17 protein-coding genes are annotated in these 19,370 nt (G+C 66.1%); 11 read left to right on the forward strand and 6 right to left on the reverse strand.

Annotation, left to right across the window (positions count from 1 at the left end):
- Window positions 1-36 precede the first annotated feature (36 nt).
- Genes AB0L70_RS39560 through AB0L70_RS39570 form a run of 3 tightly spaced genes read left to right on the forward strand, consistent with a single transcriptional unit; the run spans window position 37 to window position 3,196 of the window.
- Window positions 37-1,413, forward strand: a complete 1,377-nt coding sequence (locus AB0L70_RS39560) for a sugar ABC transporter substrate-binding protein (RefSeq protein WP_363692044.1) — start codon at window positions 37-39, stop codon at window positions 1,411-1,413.
- The gene (locus tag AB0L70_RS39565; RefSeq protein WP_363692045.1) at window positions 1,413-2,291 is read left to right on the forward strand and encodes a sugar ABC transporter permease; all 879 of its coding nucleotides are present in this window, start codon (window positions 1,413-1,415) and stop codon (window positions 2,289-2,291) included. Before AB0L70_RS39560 ends, AB0L70_RS39565 begins: the two co-directional genes overlap by 1 nt.
- Window positions 2,288-3,196 carry a carbohydrate ABC transporter permease gene (locus tag AB0L70_RS39570; protein ID WP_363692046.1) on the forward strand — a complete coding sequence of 303 codons (909 nt, stop codon included), beginning with the start codon at window positions 2,288-2,290 and terminating at the stop codon, window positions 3,194-3,196. The genes AB0L70_RS39565 and AB0L70_RS39570 overlap by 4 nt, the downstream gene beginning before the upstream one ends.
- Window positions 3,197-3,385: 189 nt before the next feature.
- Here the strand turns inward: AB0L70_RS39570 and AB0L70_RS39575 are convergent, their stop codons facing one another.
- A complete protein-coding gene (locus AB0L70_RS39575) occupies window positions 3,386-4,741 on the reverse strand; it encodes a helix-turn-helix transcriptional regulator (protein WP_363692047.1) in 1,356 nt (451 codons plus the stop codon).
- Between the two features lie 186 nt (window positions 4,742-4,927).
- Between AB0L70_RS39575 and AB0L70_RS39580 the strand changes: the two genes are divergently transcribed.
- Together AB0L70_RS39580 and AB0L70_RS39585 are read left to right on the forward strand one after the other, a co-directional pair.
- Complete coding sequence (locus tag AB0L70_RS39580) at window positions 4,928-5,698, forward strand: DapH/DapD/GlmU-related protein (RefSeq protein WP_363692048.1); 771 nt, start codon at window positions 4,928-4,930, stop codon at window positions 5,696-5,698.
- 143 nt (window positions 5,699-5,841) lie between these two features.
- Window positions 5,842-6,903, forward strand: coding sequence for an acyl-CoA dehydrogenase family protein (locus tag AB0L70_RS39585; protein WP_363692068.1), 1,062 nt, complete (start codon window positions 5,842-5,844; stop codon window positions 6,901-6,903).
- Between the two features lie 4 nt (window positions 6,904-6,907).
- Here the strand turns inward: AB0L70_RS39585 and AB0L70_RS39590 are convergent, their stop codons facing one another.
- Together AB0L70_RS39590 and AB0L70_RS39595 are read right to left on the reverse strand one after the other, a co-directional pair.
- Entirely contained in the window at window positions 6,908-7,423 is a 516-nt protein-coding gene (locus AB0L70_RS39590) for an NUDIX hydrolase (RefSeq protein ID WP_363692049.1), read from the reverse strand.
- An 86-nt stretch (window positions 7,424-7,509) separates the two neighbouring features.
- Complete coding sequence (locus AB0L70_RS39595) at window positions 7,510-8,199, reverse strand: 2OG-Fe(II) oxygenase (protein ID WP_363692050.1); 690 nt, start codon at window positions 8,197-8,199, stop codon at window positions 7,510-7,512.
- 135 nt (window positions 8,200-8,334) lie between these two features.
- Between AB0L70_RS39595 and AB0L70_RS39600 the strand changes: the two genes are divergently transcribed.
- Window positions 8,335-9,651 (forward strand): bifunctional o-acetylhomoserine/o-acetylserine sulfhydrylase, encoded by a 1,317-nt coding sequence (locus AB0L70_RS39600; RefSeq protein WP_363692051.1) that lies wholly within the window; start codon window positions 8,335-8,337, stop codon window positions 9,649-9,651.
- A complete protein-coding gene (locus AB0L70_RS39605; RefSeq protein WP_363692052.1) occupies window positions 9,648-10,724 on the forward strand; it encodes a homoserine O-acetyltransferase in 1,077 nt (358 codons plus the stop codon). Before AB0L70_RS39600 ends, AB0L70_RS39605 begins: the two co-directional genes overlap by 4 nt.
- A gap of 25 nt (window positions 10,725-10,749) precedes the next feature.
- Here AB0L70_RS39605 and AB0L70_RS39610 read toward each other — a convergent pair whose 3' ends face one another.
- Entirely contained in the window at window positions 10,750-11,268 is a 519-nt protein-coding gene (locus AB0L70_RS39610) for a dihydrofolate reductase family protein (RefSeq protein WP_363692053.1), read from the reverse strand.
- Between the two features lie 92 nt (window positions 11,269-11,360).
- Here AB0L70_RS39610 and AB0L70_RS39615 point away from each other — a divergent pair, with 92 nt between their 5' ends.
- The 3 genes from AB0L70_RS39615 to AB0L70_RS39625 are packed head-to-tail and all read left to right on the forward strand — an operon-like array spanning window position 11,361 to window position 14,427.
- Window positions 11,361-12,215: a LysR family transcriptional regulator gene (locus AB0L70_RS39615; protein ID WP_363692054.1), complete on the forward strand. Its 855-nt coding sequence runs from the start codon at window positions 11,361-11,363 to the stop codon at window positions 12,213-12,215.
- A gap of 28 nt (window positions 12,216-12,243) precedes the next feature.
- Window positions 12,244-12,936, forward strand: a complete 693-nt coding sequence (locus AB0L70_RS39620; RefSeq protein ID WP_363692055.1) for a hypothetical protein — start codon at window positions 12,244-12,246, stop codon at window positions 12,934-12,936.
- A 33-nt stretch (window positions 12,937-12,969) separates the two neighbouring features.
- On the forward strand, window positions 12,970-14,427 hold the full coding sequence (locus tag AB0L70_RS39625) for a peptide MFS transporter (RefSeq protein ID WP_363692056.1): 1,458 nt from the start codon (window positions 12,970-12,972) through the stop codon (window positions 14,425-14,427).
- A gap of 28 nt (window positions 14,428-14,455) precedes the next feature.
- On the opposite strand, the gene AB0L70_RS39630 is transcribed toward AB0L70_RS39625, so the two are convergent.
- Window positions 14,456-14,881: a MarR family transcriptional regulator gene (locus tag AB0L70_RS39630; RefSeq protein WP_363692057.1), complete on the reverse strand. Its 426-nt coding sequence runs from the start codon at window positions 14,879-14,881 to the stop codon at window positions 14,456-14,458.
- Between the two features lie 144 nt (window positions 14,882-15,025).
- Here AB0L70_RS39630 and AB0L70_RS39635 point away from each other — a divergent pair, with 144 nt between their 5' ends.
- Window positions 15,026-16,918, forward strand: a complete 1,893-nt coding sequence (locus AB0L70_RS39635) for an ABC transporter ATP-binding protein (protein WP_363692058.1) — start codon at window positions 15,026-15,028, stop codon at window positions 16,916-16,918.
- On the opposite strand, the gene AB0L70_RS39640 is transcribed toward AB0L70_RS39635, so the two are convergent.
- Window positions 16,915-19,362, reverse strand: a complete 2,448-nt coding sequence (locus AB0L70_RS39640) for a beta-galactosidase (RefSeq protein WP_363692059.1) — start codon at window positions 19,360-19,362, stop codon at window positions 16,915-16,917. The two genes, AB0L70_RS39635 and AB0L70_RS39640, sit on opposite strands and share 4 nt — an antisense overlap.
- Between the last annotated feature and the right edge of the window lie 8 nt (window positions 19,363-19,370).

Below are 19,370 nucleotides of genomic sequence, written 5' to 3' on the forward strand. Positions count from 1 at the left end.
ATTGTTTCGGTGACCCACATCGCCCGAGGAGGGCTCATGTCAGCAACGATCGGCCGCCGCCGGCTGCTGCAGCTCGGCGGCGCGGCCACGCTCGCCGGCCTGGCCGGATGCAGCGGCAAATCCCTGGGGGACAGCGGCGGTTCCGGTGGCGGAGCCAAGCAGTTGCAGTTCATGTTCTGGGGCTCGACCGCCGAGCAGAAGGCGATCGGGAACATGCTCAAGGCCTTCGAGCAGGAGAAGTCCGGCGTCACGGTCAAGCCGGTATTCACTCCGGCCGACTACGACACCAAACTGAACGCCCTCGTCGCGAGCAACCGCCAGCCCGACCTCTGCTACATGCAGAGCCCGATGGGCTACCGCCTCGCCGAGCAGGGCAAGCTCGTCAACCTCTACCCGTACTTCGATAAGTATCCAGACCTCGCCAACCGTCTGCCCGGCACCTACTTCTGGTGGGACAAGGGCAAGACCTACGGCACGCAGAGCGCCAACGAGATCATGGCCCTCTGGTACAGCAAGGCGGCATTGAAGGACGCGGGCGTCGACACCCCGCCGGCCGAGGCGAGCAAGGCCTGGTCGTGGGACACGTTCGTACAGAACGCCTACAAGCTCACCCTCGACCAGAACGGCAAGCACCCGGACGAGGACGGCTTCGACCCCAAGCGCATCCGCCAGTACGGCGTCTCCGCAGGACTCGGTCCGACGGTCTACCAGCCGCTCCTGCTCAGCCGGGGCATCGACTTCACCGACGAGACCGGGCGCAAATCCATGCTGGACTCGCCCGAGGCGATCGGTGTGTTCCAGGACCTGGCCGACCTGATGTTCAAGCACCGGGTCGCCCCGACCCCGGCCCAGCTCGGCAACAACGCGCCCAGTACGACGGTGCAGCTGAAGACCCGCCGGGTTGCGATGGTCATCGACGGGCAATGGACCCTGCTGGATCTGAGCCAGGGCAAACTCGACTTCGGGATGGGCGTGCTGCCGTCGTACGGCAAGCCGATGACGATCACGCTCGGCGGTGCGACCGCGATCTTCTCCTCGACCAAGCACGAGCAGGAGGCGGTCGAGCTGTACCTTTTCCACGACAACCCGACCAAGGTCGACCTGTTCAGCTCGGGGCTGTGGATGCCGTTGGAGAAGCGGTACTACACCGACCCGAAGGACATCGACGTCTGGACCAAGAACGACGCGCACCCGGCGGAGTACAAGACCGCCGCGATCGACTACACGGTCAACAACTCGGCGCCGTACTTCTACCAGAAGCTGCGCAACATCGAGGCGATCGACAAGGTGCTGACGCCCGCGATCCAGGTGATCCAGCAGGGCAAGACCCCGGCCGCCGACGTACTCAAGCCGCTCGCCGCCAAGCTGAACGGCGGTCTGCTGCAGGGCACGTACCCGACCAACGGCAGCTGATGCGGGCGGAACGGCGCTGGGGATGGTTGCTGGCGGCACCGGCGATCCTCGGGTTCGCGATCTTCACGATCGGGCCGATGGTCGCGTCGCTGATCTTCAGCCTGACCGACTGGAAGATCGGGGCACCGGCCCGGTTCGTTGGCCTCGGCAACTACGACAAGCTGGCGCACGACCACCTGTTCTGGAAGTCGTTGAACGTCACCACTTATTACACGCTCGGCGTCGTACCGTTGACACTCCTGGTCGGGTTCGCGGTCGCGGTCCTGGTGAACCAGGGTATGCGGGGCCGGTCGGTGTGGCGGACGCTGTACTACCTGCCGACGTTGGTGCCGGCGGTGGCGAGTTCGGTGCTGTGGATCTGGATCTTCAACCCGGACTTCGGTCTGCTGAACAGCCTGCTCCGGCAGGGCGGTCTGCCTACCTCGAGCTGGATCTACGGTGAGAAGAGCGCCGTACCGTCGCTGATCCTGATGAGCACCTGGGGATTCGGCAACACGATGGTGATCTTCCTGGCCGGGTTGCAGGGCGTGCCGCGGCAGCTGTACGAGGCGGTTGCGATCGATGGTGGCGGGACGTTGGCGCGGTTCCGCCATGTCACGTTGCCGTTCATGACGCCGGTGATCTTCTACAACCTGGTGACGGGTGTGATCGGCACGTTCCAGGTGTTCAACCAGGCGTACATCATGACGCAGGGCGGGCCGAACAACGCGACCGAGTTCTACATCTACTACCTCTACACGAAGGCGTTCACCGACAGCGAGATCGGGTACGCGAGCGCACTCGCCTGGGTGTTGTTCGTCGTGGTCCTGGTCATCACCGTGCTGCTGTTCCGAAACGCGCGCCGATGGGTGTACTACGAGATGGGAGCGGCCCGGTGACTCGTCGCGATGGGAGCGGGTTGGTACTTCGCCGCGATGGCAGCGGTTCGGTGGTTCGCCGCGATGGCAGTGGTTCGGTGGTTCGCCGTACGGCGGTGTGGGTCGTGCTGGCCGTGGGCGGGCTGGTGATGCTGATGCCGTTCGCCTGGCTGGTGCGCAGCGCGCTGATGGACGACAACCAGATCTTCGTGTCACCACCGGAGTGGATCCCGAAACCCTTTGCCTGGGGCAACTTCAGCGGGGCGCTGGGGTCACGGCCGTTCGCGCGCTACTTCCTGAACACGATGATCATCGAGGTGCTCGTCGTCACCGGGACGGTGCTGACGTGTGCGTTGGCGGCGTTCAGCTTCTCCCGGCTACGGTGGCGCGGCCGCAACCTGATCTTCGGGTTGCTGCTGACTGGGGTGATGCTGCCGTACGCCGTCACGCTTATCCCCACGTTCGTGATGTGGGGGTCGGTCGGGGCGCTGGATACGTTCGTACCGCTGACGCTGCCTGCCTGGTTTGCCGGTGCGGGGGGCGGGGTGTTCAACATCTTCCTGTTCCGGCAGTTCTTCCTGACCATCCCGTACGAGCTCGACGAGGCGGCGTACATCGACGGCGCGACTCCGTGGAAGGTCTTCTGGGGCGTGATCATGCCGCTGTCGAAACCGGTCATCGTGGTCGTGGTGATCTTCACGTTCATCGGCGTCTGGAACGACTTCCTCGGCCCACTCCTCTACCTCACCGACGACAGCAAGTTCACCCTCGCGCTGGGGCTGGCCGGCTTCCAGTCCAGCTACACAGCCCAATGGGGCTTCCTGATGGCGGCGTCGTTGGTAGTCATCCTCCCCATCATCCTCATCTTCTTCGTCCTCCAGCGCTACTTCGTAGAAGGAATAACCCTCACCGGCGTAAAGGGCTAGAGCACACCGCCCCGAAAGGACACCGCCTTCGGCGGCGACAGCTCCTTAGCCGCCTTCGGCGGATCGCGGGTGGTGGATCCGCGCCTATGTACCCCGCCGGGCAACTGGCGCACGCGGAGGACCTACCACCTGCTCGTCATTTGCGACCTACCAGCCCAGGAACGGCTATTGGCTCGCGGGAACCGAGGATCAGGCGGATACGCCGACGCGGTTGGCGAAAGAGCGCAACCCAGTAAAGCCACCGGTGTCGGGCTGCTGGAGCAAGTTCCGAGTGATCACCTGGATATGGCTGCGGTGACGTACTTCGTCGGGGGCGGCTTGCTCGGCGGCAAGCAATGCCCGGTAGCAGTGCTCGGATCGGCCCCATTGATGATAGGAGCGGGCGATATCCGTCCAGTACTGTCCGCGGCGCTCAACAGTGGTGATCGTAGCTGGATTTATTTGGCGGGCGATGTCGATCGCGGTGCCTGGATCGCCGAGAACGCGAGCGATGCTGATGCGGTAGAGGTCGACCCCGACACGATCGAATGTAGGGTTCCGTCGATTCGTTCCGGGCAGGATATGGCGTGCCGCGTCAGCTGCCTCGTCGATCAGCGTTCGGGCCGAGTCTCGGTCACCCGCCATCGCGGTGGTGTAGGCGGCCGTCGACATCAAGGAACCGTAGACCGACAGGTGATCCGATCCTCGCCGGAGATCGGGCTGGAGAGCCGCAGCCGTGTCGGTGACGAGCTGGTTGGCCGTCGCCGTGCGGCCGGCTCGTCGAAGAACCATGGCCCACGCTCTGCGGGCAAATGCCTGAGTGAGGATGTCGTCGCAGGAATATGCCGCCTGGAGGGCGCGGTCGGCGGTGGTCCAGGCGAGGTGATCATGTCCGACCTTGATCATCAATTCCGTTGCCAGTGTATAGAGCTCGGCGAGTTGGGTAGCCGTCCGATCGCTGGGCCGGCTGGCATGAGCTGCCATCGCAGGAGGCAACAGGCGAGGAAGAATCCCGGTGACTTCGGAGTACCGGCCGTCCCTGAAGAGTGCTTGGGCGGCCGCCACATCTCGCCCTAGTCGATTCAGAACCGCAGTTGTCGGTGCATTCGCAGGCGGTTGAAGAACCGTCGATTCCAGCGCCTGGAGGGGGTCGGCGCTAGCGGAGTCGCCGAACACAGCAGACCCAGCCAAACCGCCAATTCCGGCGAGCAGTGTGCGTCGACGCATCGGGTCGATCTCCTCGTCCATCCGCAGGATGGATCTGAGACTAGCGTCGGGTCGTGGATTCGCCACGCTCCGTGGGCTCGTGTCGGCCAAGCCAAGTAGATGTGCAGGAATTCCCAACGCATCAGCCAGACTGCGCAACACATGCAGATCTCGCAGCGGCTGACGGCCGGTTTCGAGCCGGGACACGGTGGACGGCGAGTAGCCGCAACGGGCACCGAGCTGCGCCAGGGTGAGGTGGTGCGCTTCGCGAACTCTGCGAATGATCATGCCGAGATCGCCCGAAGCGAGCGCCGCTCGAACGGGGGCGGTGCCCCAGATTGGGTCCGTGATGTCGTCCATCACTGTGTCCCTTGCTCGAGCATGGGTTATCAGAGTAACCGGGCGCATACGTTCGGTGCGACCCATTTGCGTCCTTTGCAAGTGGGTGCCATGGTCCGCAACACTTCTGGCCGGAGCGCAAGTCGATCGAGATCCTGAACCCAGGCGGCGGAGATCCCCAACCCCTCGCCGTCCTGGGAGACGACGATGAATTCCATCGAGATGAACGCTGCAGAGTTGTCGGCTGCCGGGCTCCTCCATTCCGAAGACGGCGTCAAGATCAGCCGATACGCCATCTTCATTCCGTACGACGAACGAGGTGTGTGTCGCCCGGTCACGATCCATGCGAACGCCGTGGTCGAGGCGTTCACAGTGATCCATGGTGGGTCGGTGATCGGCGGCGGGGCTACCGTCGAGACGCAGGTGATCGTGGGCAAGCCCGAGTTCGGCTACGCCGTCGGTCACAGCTACGCCGGCAGCGGTGCAACAACGACAATCGGCGAAGGGTCAGTTGTCCGATCGGGTGCGGTGATCTACGCAGCAGTGGACATAGGGGCAGAGGTCCTGGTCGGCCACCACACGCTCTTGCGTAGCGCGGTCAAGGTCGGCGCCAACAGTCAACTTGGCCACAACCTGACTGTGGAGAGGGCGACGTGGATCGGGCGAGAGGTGCGCTGCTCGCCGGGCTCACATATTACGTCCTCGACACGTGTCGAGGACCGGGTCTTCCTCGGCGCGGGAGTCCGGACCATTAATGACAAGACGCTCACTTGGCGCCATCCGTACCGCACTCCAGAACTCCTGCCCCCGCGGTTCGAAGAAGGTGCCCGGGTCGGCACAGGTTGCGTCGTCCTGGGCGGTGTCACCGTCGGTCGCGACGCGTTGGTCGGGGCCTCATCGCTCGTCACCCGCGACATCCCGCCTGGCGTTGTCGCCTACGGTCACCCAGCTCGCGTCGTCGGTCAGGTCACGCAGTGAGCGGGGCAGGCGAGGCCCTGACACTGTGGCTCCAGCCGTTGCGTCACGCACTCGACCCGACTGGCGAGGTTGACTGGCCGCGACTCGGTGACCTCGCCTCCTGCCTTGACGGCGCCCTGGACGCATATCCTGTTGGGCCTGACATGCCGCCGGGGTCGGAGCGAAGCCAACGACTCCTCTGTGTACGGCGCCATTTGGTGTCGCGAGGGTTTGGTGACGGCTCGGCCCTGTGGCAGCTGCTCGCGCAATTCGTCTGCGGATATCGCGACATCGATCTGCGTGACGCCACAGGTCTGGGGCACGGCAGACTCATCGCCTGCCACGCCAGACCTTCGACCCGGCGGCGGTGGGTTCCGCGACTCCTGATCGGTGAACTCGCCGGGATCGCGATCACTGAGCCACACGGAGGTTCCCGTGTGATCGAAACCCGTACGAGCGCAGTCCTGTCCGCTGATGGGTACCTGCTGGTCAGCGGACGGAAGTGCTGGATCAGCAGGCTGAATGAGGCGGCAGTTTTTGTCGTCTTCTTCCGCGATCCTGACGGTCGGCTGGCAGCGGCTCCGGTCGATGCTGAGGACCTCGGTCTGCGGCGTACAGAGCTTCCGCCGTCGGGGCTTGCCGGATGGTCCTGGGGTGTCCTTGACCTCGACGGAGTGCGGGTGCATCCCGATGACATTCTGGTAGGCGACGGGATGCTGCTCCTACGCAACCACTTCGCCACGTACCGACCGTGGGTCGCGGCGACTGCGCTTGGCGGTGCAGCAGCAGTGTTTGACAGTGTCACCACGATTCTCGCCACCCGGAACATCGACCGGATTCGTGACAACGCTCTGATTACCATCGGCCGTACACATGCTCAACTCGCTACCGCACTATTGGGTTGTGCGGTAGCTGAGCATCTCGCGTCGGCCGGCGACTGCAGCGCCGAGATATGGGGCGCTGCAACCAAAGCACACGGTGTCGACATCGCTCATCAGGCAACAGTCGAGCTCGCGCTTCTCGCAGGCGCAGCCGGATTCCGGGCCGACTCACAGATTGCGAAGACACGCCGTGACTTGGCAGGGCTGCTGTTTGCAGACGGTATCCATGACAGCCTCTACCGCAGCGCGGGCAAACACTACACAAACGCTTCGCTCATCGAGCTAGCCGCACCAAAGGAGCTGCCGGACGTCGAGACACCTGGGCGGATCAGCGCGGCAGGGTGAGCGATCAGGAGAGGGGGATGCCGTCCTCGCAGAGTGTCGTGGTTCCTTTGTGGGCAGCGTCGACTGCAGCGGAAATACGGTTCGCCAGGAGCGGCTTTGCGAGCTTTCTGACGTTCTCGAGTGAGTAGAAGCCAGCTGAGAGGATCTCGCCTTCGGCCGGTATGAAGCCGGCCAGGTCGTCGCCCTCATTGAACACGCCGCCGTCGAATACGAACATCACACCTTCTGGGCGGGAATCCTGCGGCCGAACGTAGTCGACCACCAAGAGGCGGCCCGCTGGTCGGTTGATGCCGAGTTCCTCGGCCACCTCCCGGGTCGCGGTGTGCCATGGCGATTCGTCGGCTTCGACGGCACCGCCCGGGATCTCCCAATTCGGCTTGTACGAAGGCTCGACCAACAGGACCTGATCCGCTCGATCACGAAACAACACGCCAGCTGCCATTCGCTTACGAACCAGTCCAGCGACGTACTGTTCTACCGGCAGAACCTCGGTCGTGTGCGAAGACGAAGATCCGGTCACCCGGGCACCTTAGCCCAGCATTTGGGTCGCCCTCCCCTTTGCCGCCGTCTGCAGGTGATCGGTCGCCGCCGGAGGCGGGGTCGTTTTTACTTGGCGTCGTGGAAGACGAGGCCTAGGGTGTGGCGTTGGCCGGTGCGGATGGGGGAGACGCCGTGGCGGACGGGGGAGGCTGACCAACCCCGGGTGGAGCGGACGGGGCGGTCTCGGGTGGTGAAGACCAGGCCGTGGCCTTGCGGGATGAGGGTTGCGGTGCCTCGGGACTGGGCTCTGGGGCGTTGTTCGACCAGGAGGAATTCGCCGCCGGTGTGGTCTACGCCGGGGTCGTTCAGGTTGATCACGACCTGGAGTGGGAAGACCTTGTCGCCGTACAAGTCGCGGTGCAGTGCGTTCCAGTCACCAGCGCCGTACCGCAAGAGGATCGGCGTCGGGCGCGTCTGGCCGGCGCGGTGGCAGATGTCGAGCCACTCGTCGAGGGTGTCGGGCCACTCCGCCTCGCGGCCGAGTTTGGCGTACCAATCGCGTGCTATCGGCAACAGCCGTGGGTACAGCGCTTGCCGCAACGCCTCGACCTCCGCAGGGAACGGCCGGTCGAAGTACCGGTACTGACCCTCGCCGAATCGATGCCGTGCCATGTCGATCGTGGCGCGGAAACGGCTGACGTCGTCGTACAGAGCGGCGATGCCGGCCGCCTCCGCAGGCGTCAGCAAGCGAGGCAGTAGCGCGCTCCCGAGATCGTTCACCTCGTCGGCGACAGCATCCCAGTCCGCCTTGGCCACACGTTGCGCGTATCTGTCCATACCTAGGGAACGCGCAGAGCCCCAGACATGTGAGTCCACCAGGCGAGACGGCAGAGTCAAAGTCTACTAACTCACTAAACTTAAATGACAAACCGGAGCAGAAGGGGCCGAACCGTGACCGCACCGAACTGGTCGTTCGAGACCAGGCAGATCCATGCCGGGCAGACGTCCGACCTGACCACCAAGGCCAGGGCGTTGCCGATCTACCAGACCACGTCGTACACGTTCGACAGCACCGACCATGCGGCGAGCCTGTTCGGGCTGAAGGAATTCGGCAACATCTACACCCGGATCCAGAACCCGACCCAGGACGCGGTCGAGCAGCGGATCGCGAGCCTGGAAGGCGGCACGGCCGCGCTGCTGGTGGCGTCGGGTCAGGCCGCGGAGACGCTCGCACTGCTCAACATCGCCGAGGCCGGCGACCACATCGTCAGCAGCCCTAGCCTGTACGGCGGCACCTACAACCTGTTCCACTACACGTTCCCGAAGCTCGGGATCGAGGTCTCGTTCGTCGAGGACCCGAACGACCTGGAGTCCTGGCGGACCGCGGTCCGGCCGAACACGAAGGCCTTCTTCGCCGAGACCATCGCCAACCCGAAGAGCGAGATCCTCGACATCGAGGCCGTCGCCGGGATCGCGCACGACGCCGGCGTTCCGCTGGTTGTCGACAATACTGTCGCGACGCCGTACTTGATCCGGCCGATCGAGTACGGCGCGGACATCGTGGTGCACTCGGCGACGAAGTACCTGGGCGGGCACGGTACGGCGATCGCCGGCGTGATCGTGGACTCGGGGAAGTTCGACTACGCCGCGGACCCGGAGCGCTTCCCCGGCTTCAACACACCCGACCCGAGCTACCACGGTCTCACCTACGCCCGCGATCTCGGCGTCGGCTCCGACCTCGGCAACCTCGCGTACATCCTGAAGGCGCGAGTCCAGTGGCTGCGCGACCTCGGTCCGGCCGTCTCGCCGTTCAACGCGTTCCTGATCGCCCAGGGACTCGAGACGCTGTCGCTGCGGATCGAGCGGCATGTCGACAATGCGATCAAAACCGCGCAGTGGTTGGAGAATCGCGATGAAGTCGAGAGCGTCGCGTACGCGAGCCTCCCGTCGTCACCGTGGCACCAGCTCGCCGAGAAGTACTCGCCGCGCGGCGCCGGTGCAGTGGTCGCGTTCGAGATCAAGGGCGGTGTGGAAGCGGGCAAGCGTTTCGTCGACGCGCTCCAATTGCACAGCCACGTGGCGAACATCGGCGACGTACGCTCGCTGGTGATCCACCCCGCGTCGACCACGCACAGCCAGCTGTCCGCCGAGGACCAGCTCGCGTCCGGTGTCACCCCCGGGCTGGTCCGGCTCGCGGTCGGCATCGAGCACATCGACGACATTCTCGCCGACCTCGAGGCCGGATTCGCCGCCGCCAAGTCCGCGTGAAACATTCTGTTGCGATCGGCAACCTAAGCCTCGAGAGCGGTACGACGCTGCCCGGCGTCCGGATCGCCTACGAGACCTGGGGCCGGCTGAACGTTGCCCGGGACAACGCCGTACTGATCTGTCATGCGCTCACCGGTGATGCGCATGTGGTCGGTCCGACCGGTCCCGGGCAGCCGACGCCCGGGTGGTGGGACGGGCTGACCCGCCACCTCGATCCGGCCGACTGGTACGTCGTCGCCGCCAACGTGCTCGGTGGTTGCCAAGGGACCACCGGGCCGTCCAGCGACGCACCGGACGGACGTCCCTGGGGCAGCAGGTTTCCCGCGATCACCGTCCGGGACCAGGTCGCCGCCGAAGCCGCGCTGACCGATGCCTTGGGCATCGATCAGTGGGCGGCCGTCATCGGCGGCTCGATGGGCGGTATGCGCGCGCTCGAATGGCCGCTGATGTACCCGGACCGCGTCGGTACGGCGATAATCCTCGCCTCAACCGGCTACGCCACGGCCGACCAGATCGCCTGGTGCGCACCGCAACTCGCGGCGATCACGGAGGACCCCGACTGGCAGGGCGGCGACTACTACGACACCGGCCGTTCCCCGGTCGCCGGCCTCGGCATCGCCCGCCGGATCGCCCACGTTACCTACCGCTCGGCGTACGAGCTGGCCACCCGCTTCGGCCGCGATGCCCAACCGGGCGAGGATCCGGCCACGGGCGGCCGGTACGCCGTCGAGTCCTATCTCGACCACCATGCCACCAAGCTCACGAACCGCTTCGACCCAGGTTCGTACGTCGTCCTGACCCGGGCGATGAACAGCCACGACATCACCCGCGGCCGCGGCGACCTGGCCTCCACCTTGGCCGGGCTGAAGGCTCGCCTGGTCGTGGCGGCCGTCGACTCCGACCGCCTCTATCCACCAGCCCTCTCGGACGAGCTTGTCGCCGCCTACCCAGCGGCGGACGGCGTCCACACGATCACCTCGCCGTACGGTCACGACGGCTTCCTGATCGAACTCGATCAGGTCGGCGACCTCATCGCCCGGACCCTCAAGGTCAGCACGACCGCACAACCTTGAAGCACTACCGCGCGACCTTGAAGCACTACCGCACAACCCTGAAGCGGAAGTTCATCCCCTCGGTCGTGAGGAGCTCGAGCTTGGTCGGGTCGACGCCCGGACTGTCGTAGAAACGCGTGCCCTCGCCGAGCAGCACCGGGACGATGTGCAGGACGATCTCGTCCACCACGCCCGCCTCCAGGCTCAACCGCGGAACCGCGCCGCCCGTGACGACGAGGTTCTTGCCGTCCGCAGCCTCCAACCCGTCGGCGACGACCTCGCGGATGTCGCCCGACACATAGGTGAACTCCGGGACCGGGTTGCTCACCGGATCCTTGCGCGTGTAGATCAGGACGGGTCCGGTCCAAGCACCGCCGTACGGCCGGTTCTCGCCGACGGCGTCGACCAGCCGCCCGCCGCACATGAACGCGCCCGTGGTCCGGATGACGTCGGCCGCGAGTTCGGACGGCGGTGTCGAGCCGAAACTCCAGTCCAGCTTGTCGTCGCGGTCCCCGATGAAGCCATCGAGGGACATCGTCATGTGCCACACGACCTTGCCAGTCATCGTGCGCTCCTTTCCTCACCCACACCCTGTCGCGGGGCGAACCTATGTGTCTAATGCCAATCTGGGTGCAGAAGGATAGATACCATCGATACATGCTCGATCTCGTCCGGCTGCGAGTGCTGGCCGCGGTCGCCGCGCACGGTTCGGTGACCGCGGCGGCCGAGGCCCTGCACTACACGCAGCCCACCGTCAGTCACCACCTCGCCCGGCTGGAGGCCGCGACCGGCGCGAAGCTGATCCAGCGCGTGGGCCGTGGCATCCGGCTCACCCCGGAAGGTGAGGTGCTGGCTCGCCGGGCGGCCGAGATCATCGGCCGGGTCGACGCGGCCGACGCGGAGCTCGCCTCGTTGGTCGGTCTGCAGTCCGGCCGGGTCCGGGTCGGCGCGTTCAGCTCGGCGTTGAGTGTGCTGGTGCCACCGGCCGCGGCGGAGCTCCGTCGCAAGCATCCGAACCTCGAGCTCGAGCTGTCCGACGTCCATCCGGTCGTCGCGGCCCGGCAACTCCGCGAGGGCGAGATCGACCTTGCGATCGTGTTCCGGTACGACGACGACGTCCCGGACGACGGTCTCCGGTACATCCATCTCTTCGACGACCCGGTTCACCTGCTGAGCCGTCGTACCGGAGAGACCCTGACCGACCACCGCGACTCGCCATGGATCGCGGGCTGCGTGAACTGCCGGGAGGAGCTCCTCCAGCACTGCGCGGATGCCGGATTCACGCCGAACATCGCGTTCACCAGCGACGACATCATCGTGGAGCAGGCCTTCGTCGCGGCCGGTCTCGGCGTCACGACCATGCCCGGGCTGGCGCTGCGATCGCATCAACTGGAGGGCGTCGAGGCCACCGAACTGTCCATCGCGGGCCGGGTCTACCTCGCGACGTACGGCGAACCGCCGGATCCGCCCGCAACCACCGCGTTCATTGCGGCCCTGCAACAAGTGGATTGAGAACCGCGGTCGTGGGCACCGGGAGCGCATGCGGGAGTGCGTCGAGTCACGGCATCGCCGGATCTGGCGAACAGCTGTAGGGCTGCTGGCCGTACTCGGCATGGCCGCAGCGTTGGTGTTCATCGGTTGGTCGACGGATCTGGTCGTCTTCGGTCTCGCGGCCTTCGTGGCCGGGTCTGCTTCCTTCAGTCTGGGGATGGCGGGCGAGCGGCCGGTTCGCGAGGTGGTTCAGGACGTTCCTCGCTGGGCCGGCATCGGCGGTCTGGTCGCGCTCGCGATCGCCGGGTACGGCGTAGCGGTCGGGCTGGACACGTTCGCCCTGCTCGGGGTGATTGTTGCCTCATCACCTCAAGTCGTTGCCTGGCTCAGACCTGCCGAGGTCAGTGAGCCGGCCAAGGCCCGCGTTCAACGGGCGACCCAGCCACTCGTCAAGGTGCCGCCTCCGGCACCGATCGACCTGCCGGCGGTACCGTCGTACCAGTCCGCCGTACGGCAGACGGTGAGTGAACTGACCGACGAAGAGCTCTGCCTGGCCTGGCGGCGCAGCTTCACTCAGTTGCGGTGGGCAACGGGACCGGAACGTCGACAGGTGATGGCCGACGTACGCCGTGCGTACCTCGACGAACTCGAACAACGGCACCCGGAGGAGTTCGCCGCCTGGATCGGCTCCGCCCGGGCCGCGGGTGACCCGGCCAAGTTCTTCAACCATCACCCCAACTGAATCCCCTCACACGACAGGCGGGAGAGCCGCAAAGTGGCGAGTACGGACGCCGACCGCAGCACACGCACGTTCTTCGGGCAGCCGCCGGTGCTCGCGAACCTCTTCGGGGTCGAGCTGTGGGAGCGATTCTCGTTCTACGGCATGCAAGGCATCCTGCTGATCTACCTCTACTACACGGCAGATCGCGGCGGCCTGGGCATCGACGAGGGCACCGCCACCAGCATCGTCGGCGCGTACGGCGGTCTCGTCTACTTGTCGACGATCCTCGGCGCCTGGCTCGCGGACCGCCTGCTCGGTGCCGAGCGGACCCTCTTCTACGCGGCCGTCGTCGTGATGCTCGGCCACATCGCGCTGGGCGTGATCCCTGGCCTGGTCGGCGTCGCGGTCGGGCTGGTGCTGATCGGCTTCGGCAGCGGCGGGGTGAAGGCGAACGCGACCTCCCTGGTCGGCACGCTGTACAAGGAGAACGACGATCGCCGCGACGGCGGCTTCTCGCTGTTCTACCTCGGCATCAACCTCGGCGCGCTCGCCGGACCACTCCTCACCGGCCTGCTGCAGAAGAACGCGGGCTTCCACTACGGCTTCGGCCTGGCCGCCGTCGGCATGTTCCTCGGTCTCGTTCAGTACGGCGCCGGCCGCCACCGACTGACCGGCGCTGCGCGCGAGGTGCCGAACCCGTTGCCGCCCGAGTCGCTCCGACGTGTTGCCGTCGGCACCGGTATCGGACTGATCGTCGTCGTGGCGATCCTCGTGTCAGGCATCCTGCCCGCGTCCCGGTTCGCCACCGCGGTCGCGGTCATCAGTGCAGTTGCCGCGGTCATCTATTTCGTGGTGATCCTCAGCAGCAAGCAACTGAGCGACATCGAACGGCGCCGGGTGTTCGCGTTCATCCCGCTGTTCATCGCGAGTGCGGCGTTCTGGTCGCTGTACCAGCAGCAGTTCACCGTCGTGACGATCTACTCCGACCAGCGCCTGAACCGGAACATCTTCGGCTGGGAGATGCCGGTGTCGTTCGTGCAGTCGATCAACCCGGTGATGATCATCGTGCTGTCCGGCGTCTTCGCGGCGATCTGGACGAAGCTGGGTTCGCGCCAGCCGTCCACGCCGGTCAAGTTCAGCGCGGGGCTGGCGATCATGGGGATCGCGTTCCTGCTGTTCCTCACCATGGCCGGCGGCGGTCCGAACAGCGCACCGCTCCTCGGCCTGGCCGGCATCCTGCTCGTCTTCACGATCGCTGAGCTGCTGCTCTCGCCGGTGGGTCTCTCCTTGTCGACAAAGCTCGCACCGGCAGCGTTTCGGACCCAGATGGTCGCGCTGTTCTTCCTGTCGATCGCCCTCGGTACGGCGATGTCCGGCGTACTCGCCAAGCTCTACACGACGGACCACGAGACGGCGTACTTCGGCATCATCGGTGGCGTCGCCATCGTCCTCGGCGCTCTCCTCGCGCTGGCGGTCCGCCCGATCCGCAACCTGATGAGTGGCGTGAACTGACCGCGCGGGACCGGCTTCGGGTGGCCGCTCAGTCCTCGGCGAGGCGTTCGAGGAGGTGGATCAGGGTGGATTGCTCGTCGGGGGTAAGGCGGGTGAGTTGGGTTGCCATGGCTTCGCGGCGGTTTTGGCGGAGTGTGGTGAGGATCTGCGTGCCCGCCGGAGTAAGTGTCACGAGGGTGGCGCGGCGGTCGTGTGGGTCCGGCTGACGGGCGACCAATCCGGCCGACTCGAGGTCGTCGACGACGGAGGTGGCCGAGCGGGGGACGATGCCTAGCTTGGCGGCGAGCTCACTGAGCCGGAGCGGTTGGTCGGCGGCGCCGAGAGTACGCAACACCCGGAACTGCCCGTGGGTGACGGTGTCGCCCAACCCTTCCCTGGACGCCCGCCGCTGCCGACGAACGATGCCATCAAGCAGCGCCGCCAGCTGTTCCGTGTTCTCACCCGCACCATCCACGCCCCGAGCCTAGTGCCGCCCACCCCGAGACGACCCTCCTCACGCGCCTGCCGCCCATGGTGGGGGAATAGCTGGGGATCTTGTGAGGTTAGCTCATAGTGAGGTAAACTCAGTATATCTTGTTCCCCGATCGAAAGGATCTGCATGTCACAGATCTCTGGACTTCCGGGTGGGGGAGGCGGTGGCGGGCGTGCGATGCGCTCGCTGCTCAAGGACTCCTCCGTCCGGCATCACAAACTGTCAGCGGGCACGCTGCGTCGCATTCTCAGCTTTGCCCGTCCGTATCGCGGCTATCTGGCCGCCTTCCTCGTCCTCGTCGCCCTCGACGCCGGCACCGGCGCCGTCACCCCGCTGCTCTTCCGCGCGATCATCGACCGCGGCATCGTCCCGGGTAACTCCCGACTCGTCGTGTGGCTGGCCCTCGTCGTCGGACTGCTGGCGATTGTCAACAGTGCGGTCACGCTCGGCGAGCGGTGGTTCTCCGCACGCATCGGTGAGGGGCTCGTCTACGACCTGCGTACCGCCGTGTTCGATCACGTGCAGCAGATGCCGGTCGCGTTCTTCAGCCGGACCCAGACCGGCGCGCTGATCCAGCGCCTGAACGGTGACGTCCTCGGCGCCCAGCAAGCTTTCACCTCGACCCTGTCCAACGTGGTCAGCAACGTCCTCAGCGTCACCCTCGTGCTCGGCGCGATGTTCGTGATGTCCTGGCAGATCACGCTGCTCGCGCTGGTCGTGCTCCCGCTGTTCGTCGTCCCCGCCCGGCTGATGGCCGGGAAGTTGCGCGAGGCAACAGCCGAGACGTACAAGCTGAACGCTACGATGGCCCAGACCATGGCCGAGCGCTTCAATGTCGCCGGCGCCGTCCTGGCCAAGGTGTTCGGCCGCACGCAGGACTCGTCCCGGGACTTCGCCGGCAAGGCCGCGCGGGTCCGCGACATCGGTGTCACCACTGCCATGTACGCAAGCATCTTCCGCGTCTCCCTCACCCTGGTCGCAGCGCTCGCTGTCGCCCTGGTGTACGGCGTCGGCGGCGTGTTCGCGGTCGCCGGGACCCTCGGCATCGGTACGGTCGTCGCCCTGACGGCGTACCTGAACCGGCTGTACGGCCCGCTCACCGCACTCTCGAACCTCCAGGTCGACGTGATGACCACCCTGGTCAGCTTCGAGCGCGTGCTCGAGGTCCTCGACCTCCCGCCGATGGTTGCCGATCGCAAGGACGCGAAGGAGCTCCCGGCAACAGTCGAGCCGTCCATCGAGTTCGATCACGTGTCGTTCCACTATCCGTCCGCCGATGAGGTGTCACTGGCCTCGCTCGAGTCGGTCGCGACCCTGTCCGCCGAGACCGGCGAGGACGTCCTCAAGGACGTCAGCTTCACCGTCGAACCCGGCCAGATGGTCGCCGTCGTCGGCCCCTCCGGCGCCGGCAAGACAACGCTCTCGTCCCTGGTTTCCAGGATGTACGACGTCACCGGCGGAGCTGTCCTGGTCGGCGGCTACGATGTCCGCGAGGTCACCCAGCGCTCGCTGCGCGACGTGATCGGCGTGGTCACGCAGGACTCGCACATGTACCACGACACGATTCGCGCCAACCTGCAGCTCGCCCGCCCGGAAGCGACCGACGACGAACTCCACGAGGCCCTCGAAGCCGCGCAGATCTCGACCCTGGTCAACAGCCTGCCCGACGGCCTCGACACGGTGGTCGGCGACCGCGGCTACCGCCTCTCCGGCGGCGAACGTCAGCGTCTGGCGATCGCTCGCCTCCTCCTCAAGTCCCCGTCGATCGTCATCCTCGACGAGGCCACCGCGCACCTCGACTCCGAATCCGAAGCCGCCGTACAGGCCGCGCTGGCCAACGCTCTGGTCGGCCGGACGTCACTCGTGATCGCGCACCGGCTGTCCACCGTCCGCAACGCCGACGTCATCCTCGTCCTCGACGAGGGCCGCATCCGTGAACGCGGTACCCACGAAGAACTCCTGGCCAGCAACGGCCTGTACGCCGACCTCTACGCGACCCAGTTCGCCAAGGCCGCCTAGGCAGACTCGAGCCGGAGCGCACGGAGCTCCGGCGTGGCCGGGCCACCATGACCTCGGACCAGCAAGGTCAGCCCGGACCAGCCCGGCGGGATCCACAGTATGTCGGGGTCCCCGCCGGAGAAGGTCGGTCGATCGCCGAGCCACACCCGTCCGACACACTCGCCGGACGCCCAGCCGGTGACCCGGACCTGGCTCCCTTCCGGCCGGAGGACAAAGCCTTTCTCGGACGCCGGAAGGTGTACGTCGAGCCACGCTTCCTCACCCGGTTGCAACGTCAGCGGCAGTTCGATCGCCGACCCGGAAGGGCCCTGCGACGCGAACGCGGTCAGCAGCTCATCGTCCTGTACGGCGCAAGTCCAACCCAGCACCGGCTTCAGCGCAAGCAACTCGGCGCGGAGACGCTCACCACTCGGGTGATGCGGAACCGTCAGCGAGATCTGCGTCGTACCTGCCGGCAACATCACCCACGGGTCCTCGCTACCGACCGCGATCGGTTCGCCGTTGTCCATTGTCACCGCGATGGGTTCGTGGATCCCGTTCAGATAAACGGCTGCTGGCGTATCCGTGTCGACACGGCGCGTGTACGTGATCGGCGTACCGATGCGCGTGCTGCTCCACCCGGCGAGGACACGTGTCGGCGCCGGATCGCCGGCCCAGTGGCCTTCGACCGTCCATAGCGCGGAGATGTCTTGGGCCGAGACGACGGTCCACACTGTGCCGAGACCGCGGAGTGCGCCGAGGCGGAGTGCGGGCAGACGGGCGTCGTCGAAGTTGGCGTGGCCCCAGATCTCCACGGTGGCGTGGAGGTCGCCGTTGAGGCCGCGGGTGTCGATCCGTTGGGTGGCGCCGAATCCGGCCAGCGTTTGGACTCGTCCGCCGATCGACAGGTCCACGACGTCGGCCGCTCCCACGAGCAGCAGTTCGTCGGTCAGCTTCGCGGTGGTCGTGTAGCTGCCACGACCGCGATAGACGCCGAGAGACTCCAATGTCGGCGGGAGTTCATGCGTCCCGGCCGGAGTCGACGGTGCTACGGAGGTGCGTCGTCTGACGATGCCATCCACGGCGGCGGGTACGTCCGGCTCGGAAACCTCCGGCGGAGGCTCCACGGTGACCACGACGCCTTCGACGATGCGCGACGATCCGACCGGGATCTCCTCCGTGGTGTTGCCGATGACAACGGTCACCGGCACGGACGAGCAGAACAGGAGGTCCTGCTTCGAGTCCATCAGATCCGCCGACGCGAACCGGAGCGTCGTATTCGCGAGCGGTAGGTCGAGCAGCATCAACGGACACGAGTCCGCCGCCACCGCAAACGACACACCCTCGACGATCGCGCGCCCGTCCTCGGCGCCGAGGTTCGGTACGGCGACCAGTCGCCCACCGCCCGCCAACTCCAGCACCGAATGCGACGAGCTCGTCGGGAAGTCGGCAACCACCTCCACCGGCTCACCGGGTGTAGCCGACGCCAGCCGCGGTCCAAGCGCCTCGAGGACCCACGCCAGCACCTGAGCCTCGGCGTACTCCGGCCGCTCGACACCCGTCGACGAGACGTAACCATTGAAGTCGTACCCGTGGCTCATGAAGTTGCCCGGCTGACCCCAGTTCCCACTCGACGGGGTGTAGCCGAAGTTCCACCCGGACGACTGCAGGTACGGCGCGGTCAACGACGCACCGCTGGCGAGCAACCTTCGCAGGGTCCGGTGCCGCCGGTTCGTCTCCGTGATCAGCAACGGCAGTCCGCGATCCGCGAGCAGGGCCGCATACCGGCGTACTTCTTCCTCAATGAATGGCGAATCGTCGTTCGGATAGAAGTTGCACGCCGGTACGACGCCCTCGACGTTGCCCGTGGCACCCAGGAGATCCCCTTGCCCGGCGCAAGCGATCAGCGGTACGTCGATACCGTGCGCATGCGCCTGGTCTCGTAACGCGGTGATGTACCCGGATCGGTCCGTGCAGTCGAAGAAGTCCAGTTCGTTCTCCAACTGAACCATGACGACTGCGCCGCCTGCGCCGTACTGGCGGGCCGCGAGCAACGGCAGCACCTGATCGAACCACGCCGTCACAGCCGCAATGAACTGCGGCTCGTTCTGCCGAACCCCGAGCGATGGGTCCAGCCCGAGCCAGGCCGGCAACGCACCGCCGTCCCACTCGGAGCAGATGTAGGGCCCTGGCCTGGCGATGACGTGCAGTCCCACCTCGTGGGCCAGGTCCAGGAACGCACCCACATCGCGCCGACCGTCGAACGACCAGCGGCCGGGGGAGAGCTCGTGAAAGTTCCACGGCAGGTACACGTCGACACAGGTGTAGCCGGACCGCCGGACCTGCTCGAGCCGCGCACGCCACTGCTCCCGGGGTAGCCGGAAGTAGAACAGTGACGCACACAGCACGACCTGTGGCTCACCGTCGATGACAATGCCGTCCCGACCCAACGAAACAGAACTCACAGCGCTCC

This window comes from Kribbella sp. NPDC051952, from assembly GCF_040680855.1.
In the GTDB taxonomy this organism is placed as follows: domain Bacteria; phylum Actinomycetota; class Actinomycetes; order Propionibacteriales; family Kribbellaceae; genus Kribbella.

What these genes read in the sequence shown, in the direction of transcription:
- AB0L70_RS39585 (WP_363692068.1), top strand. Translation starts at nt 5,842, where the DNA reads ATGCCGCCGGGGTCGGAGCGAAGCCAACGACTCCTCTGTGTACGGCGC.
- AB0L70_RS39615 (WP_363692054.1), top strand. Translation starts at nt 11,361, where the DNA reads ATGCTCGATCTCGTCCGGCTGCGAGTGCTGGCCGCGGTCGCCGCGCAC.
- AB0L70_RS39560 (WP_363692044.1), top strand. Translation starts at nt 37, where the DNA reads ATGTCAGCAACGATCGGCCGCCGCCGGCTGCTGCAGCTCGGCGGCGCG.
- AB0L70_RS39580 (WP_363692048.1), top strand. Translation starts at nt 4,928, where the DNA reads ATGAATTCCATCGAGATGAACGCTGCAGAGTTGTCGGCTGCCGGGCTC.
- AB0L70_RS39575 (WP_363692047.1), bottom strand. Translation starts at nt 4,741, where the DNA reads ATGGACGACATCACGGACCCAATCTGGGGCACCGCCCCCGTTCGAGCG.
- AB0L70_RS39635 (WP_363692058.1), top strand. Translation starts at nt 15,026, where the DNA reads ATGTCACAGATCTCTGGACTTCCGGGTGGGGGAGGCGGTGGCGGGCGT.
- AB0L70_RS39620 (WP_363692055.1), top strand. Translation starts at nt 12,244, where the DNA reads ATGCGGGAGTGCGTCGAGTCACGGCATCGCCGGATCTGGCGAACAGCT.
- AB0L70_RS39565 (WP_363692045.1), top strand. Translation starts at nt 1,413, where the DNA reads ATGCGGGCGGAACGGCGCTGGGGATGGTTGCTGGCGGCACCGGCGATC.
- AB0L70_RS39610 (WP_363692053.1), bottom strand. Translation starts at nt 11,268, where the DNA reads ATGACTGGCAAGGTCGTGTGGCACATGACGATGTCCCTCGATGGCTTC.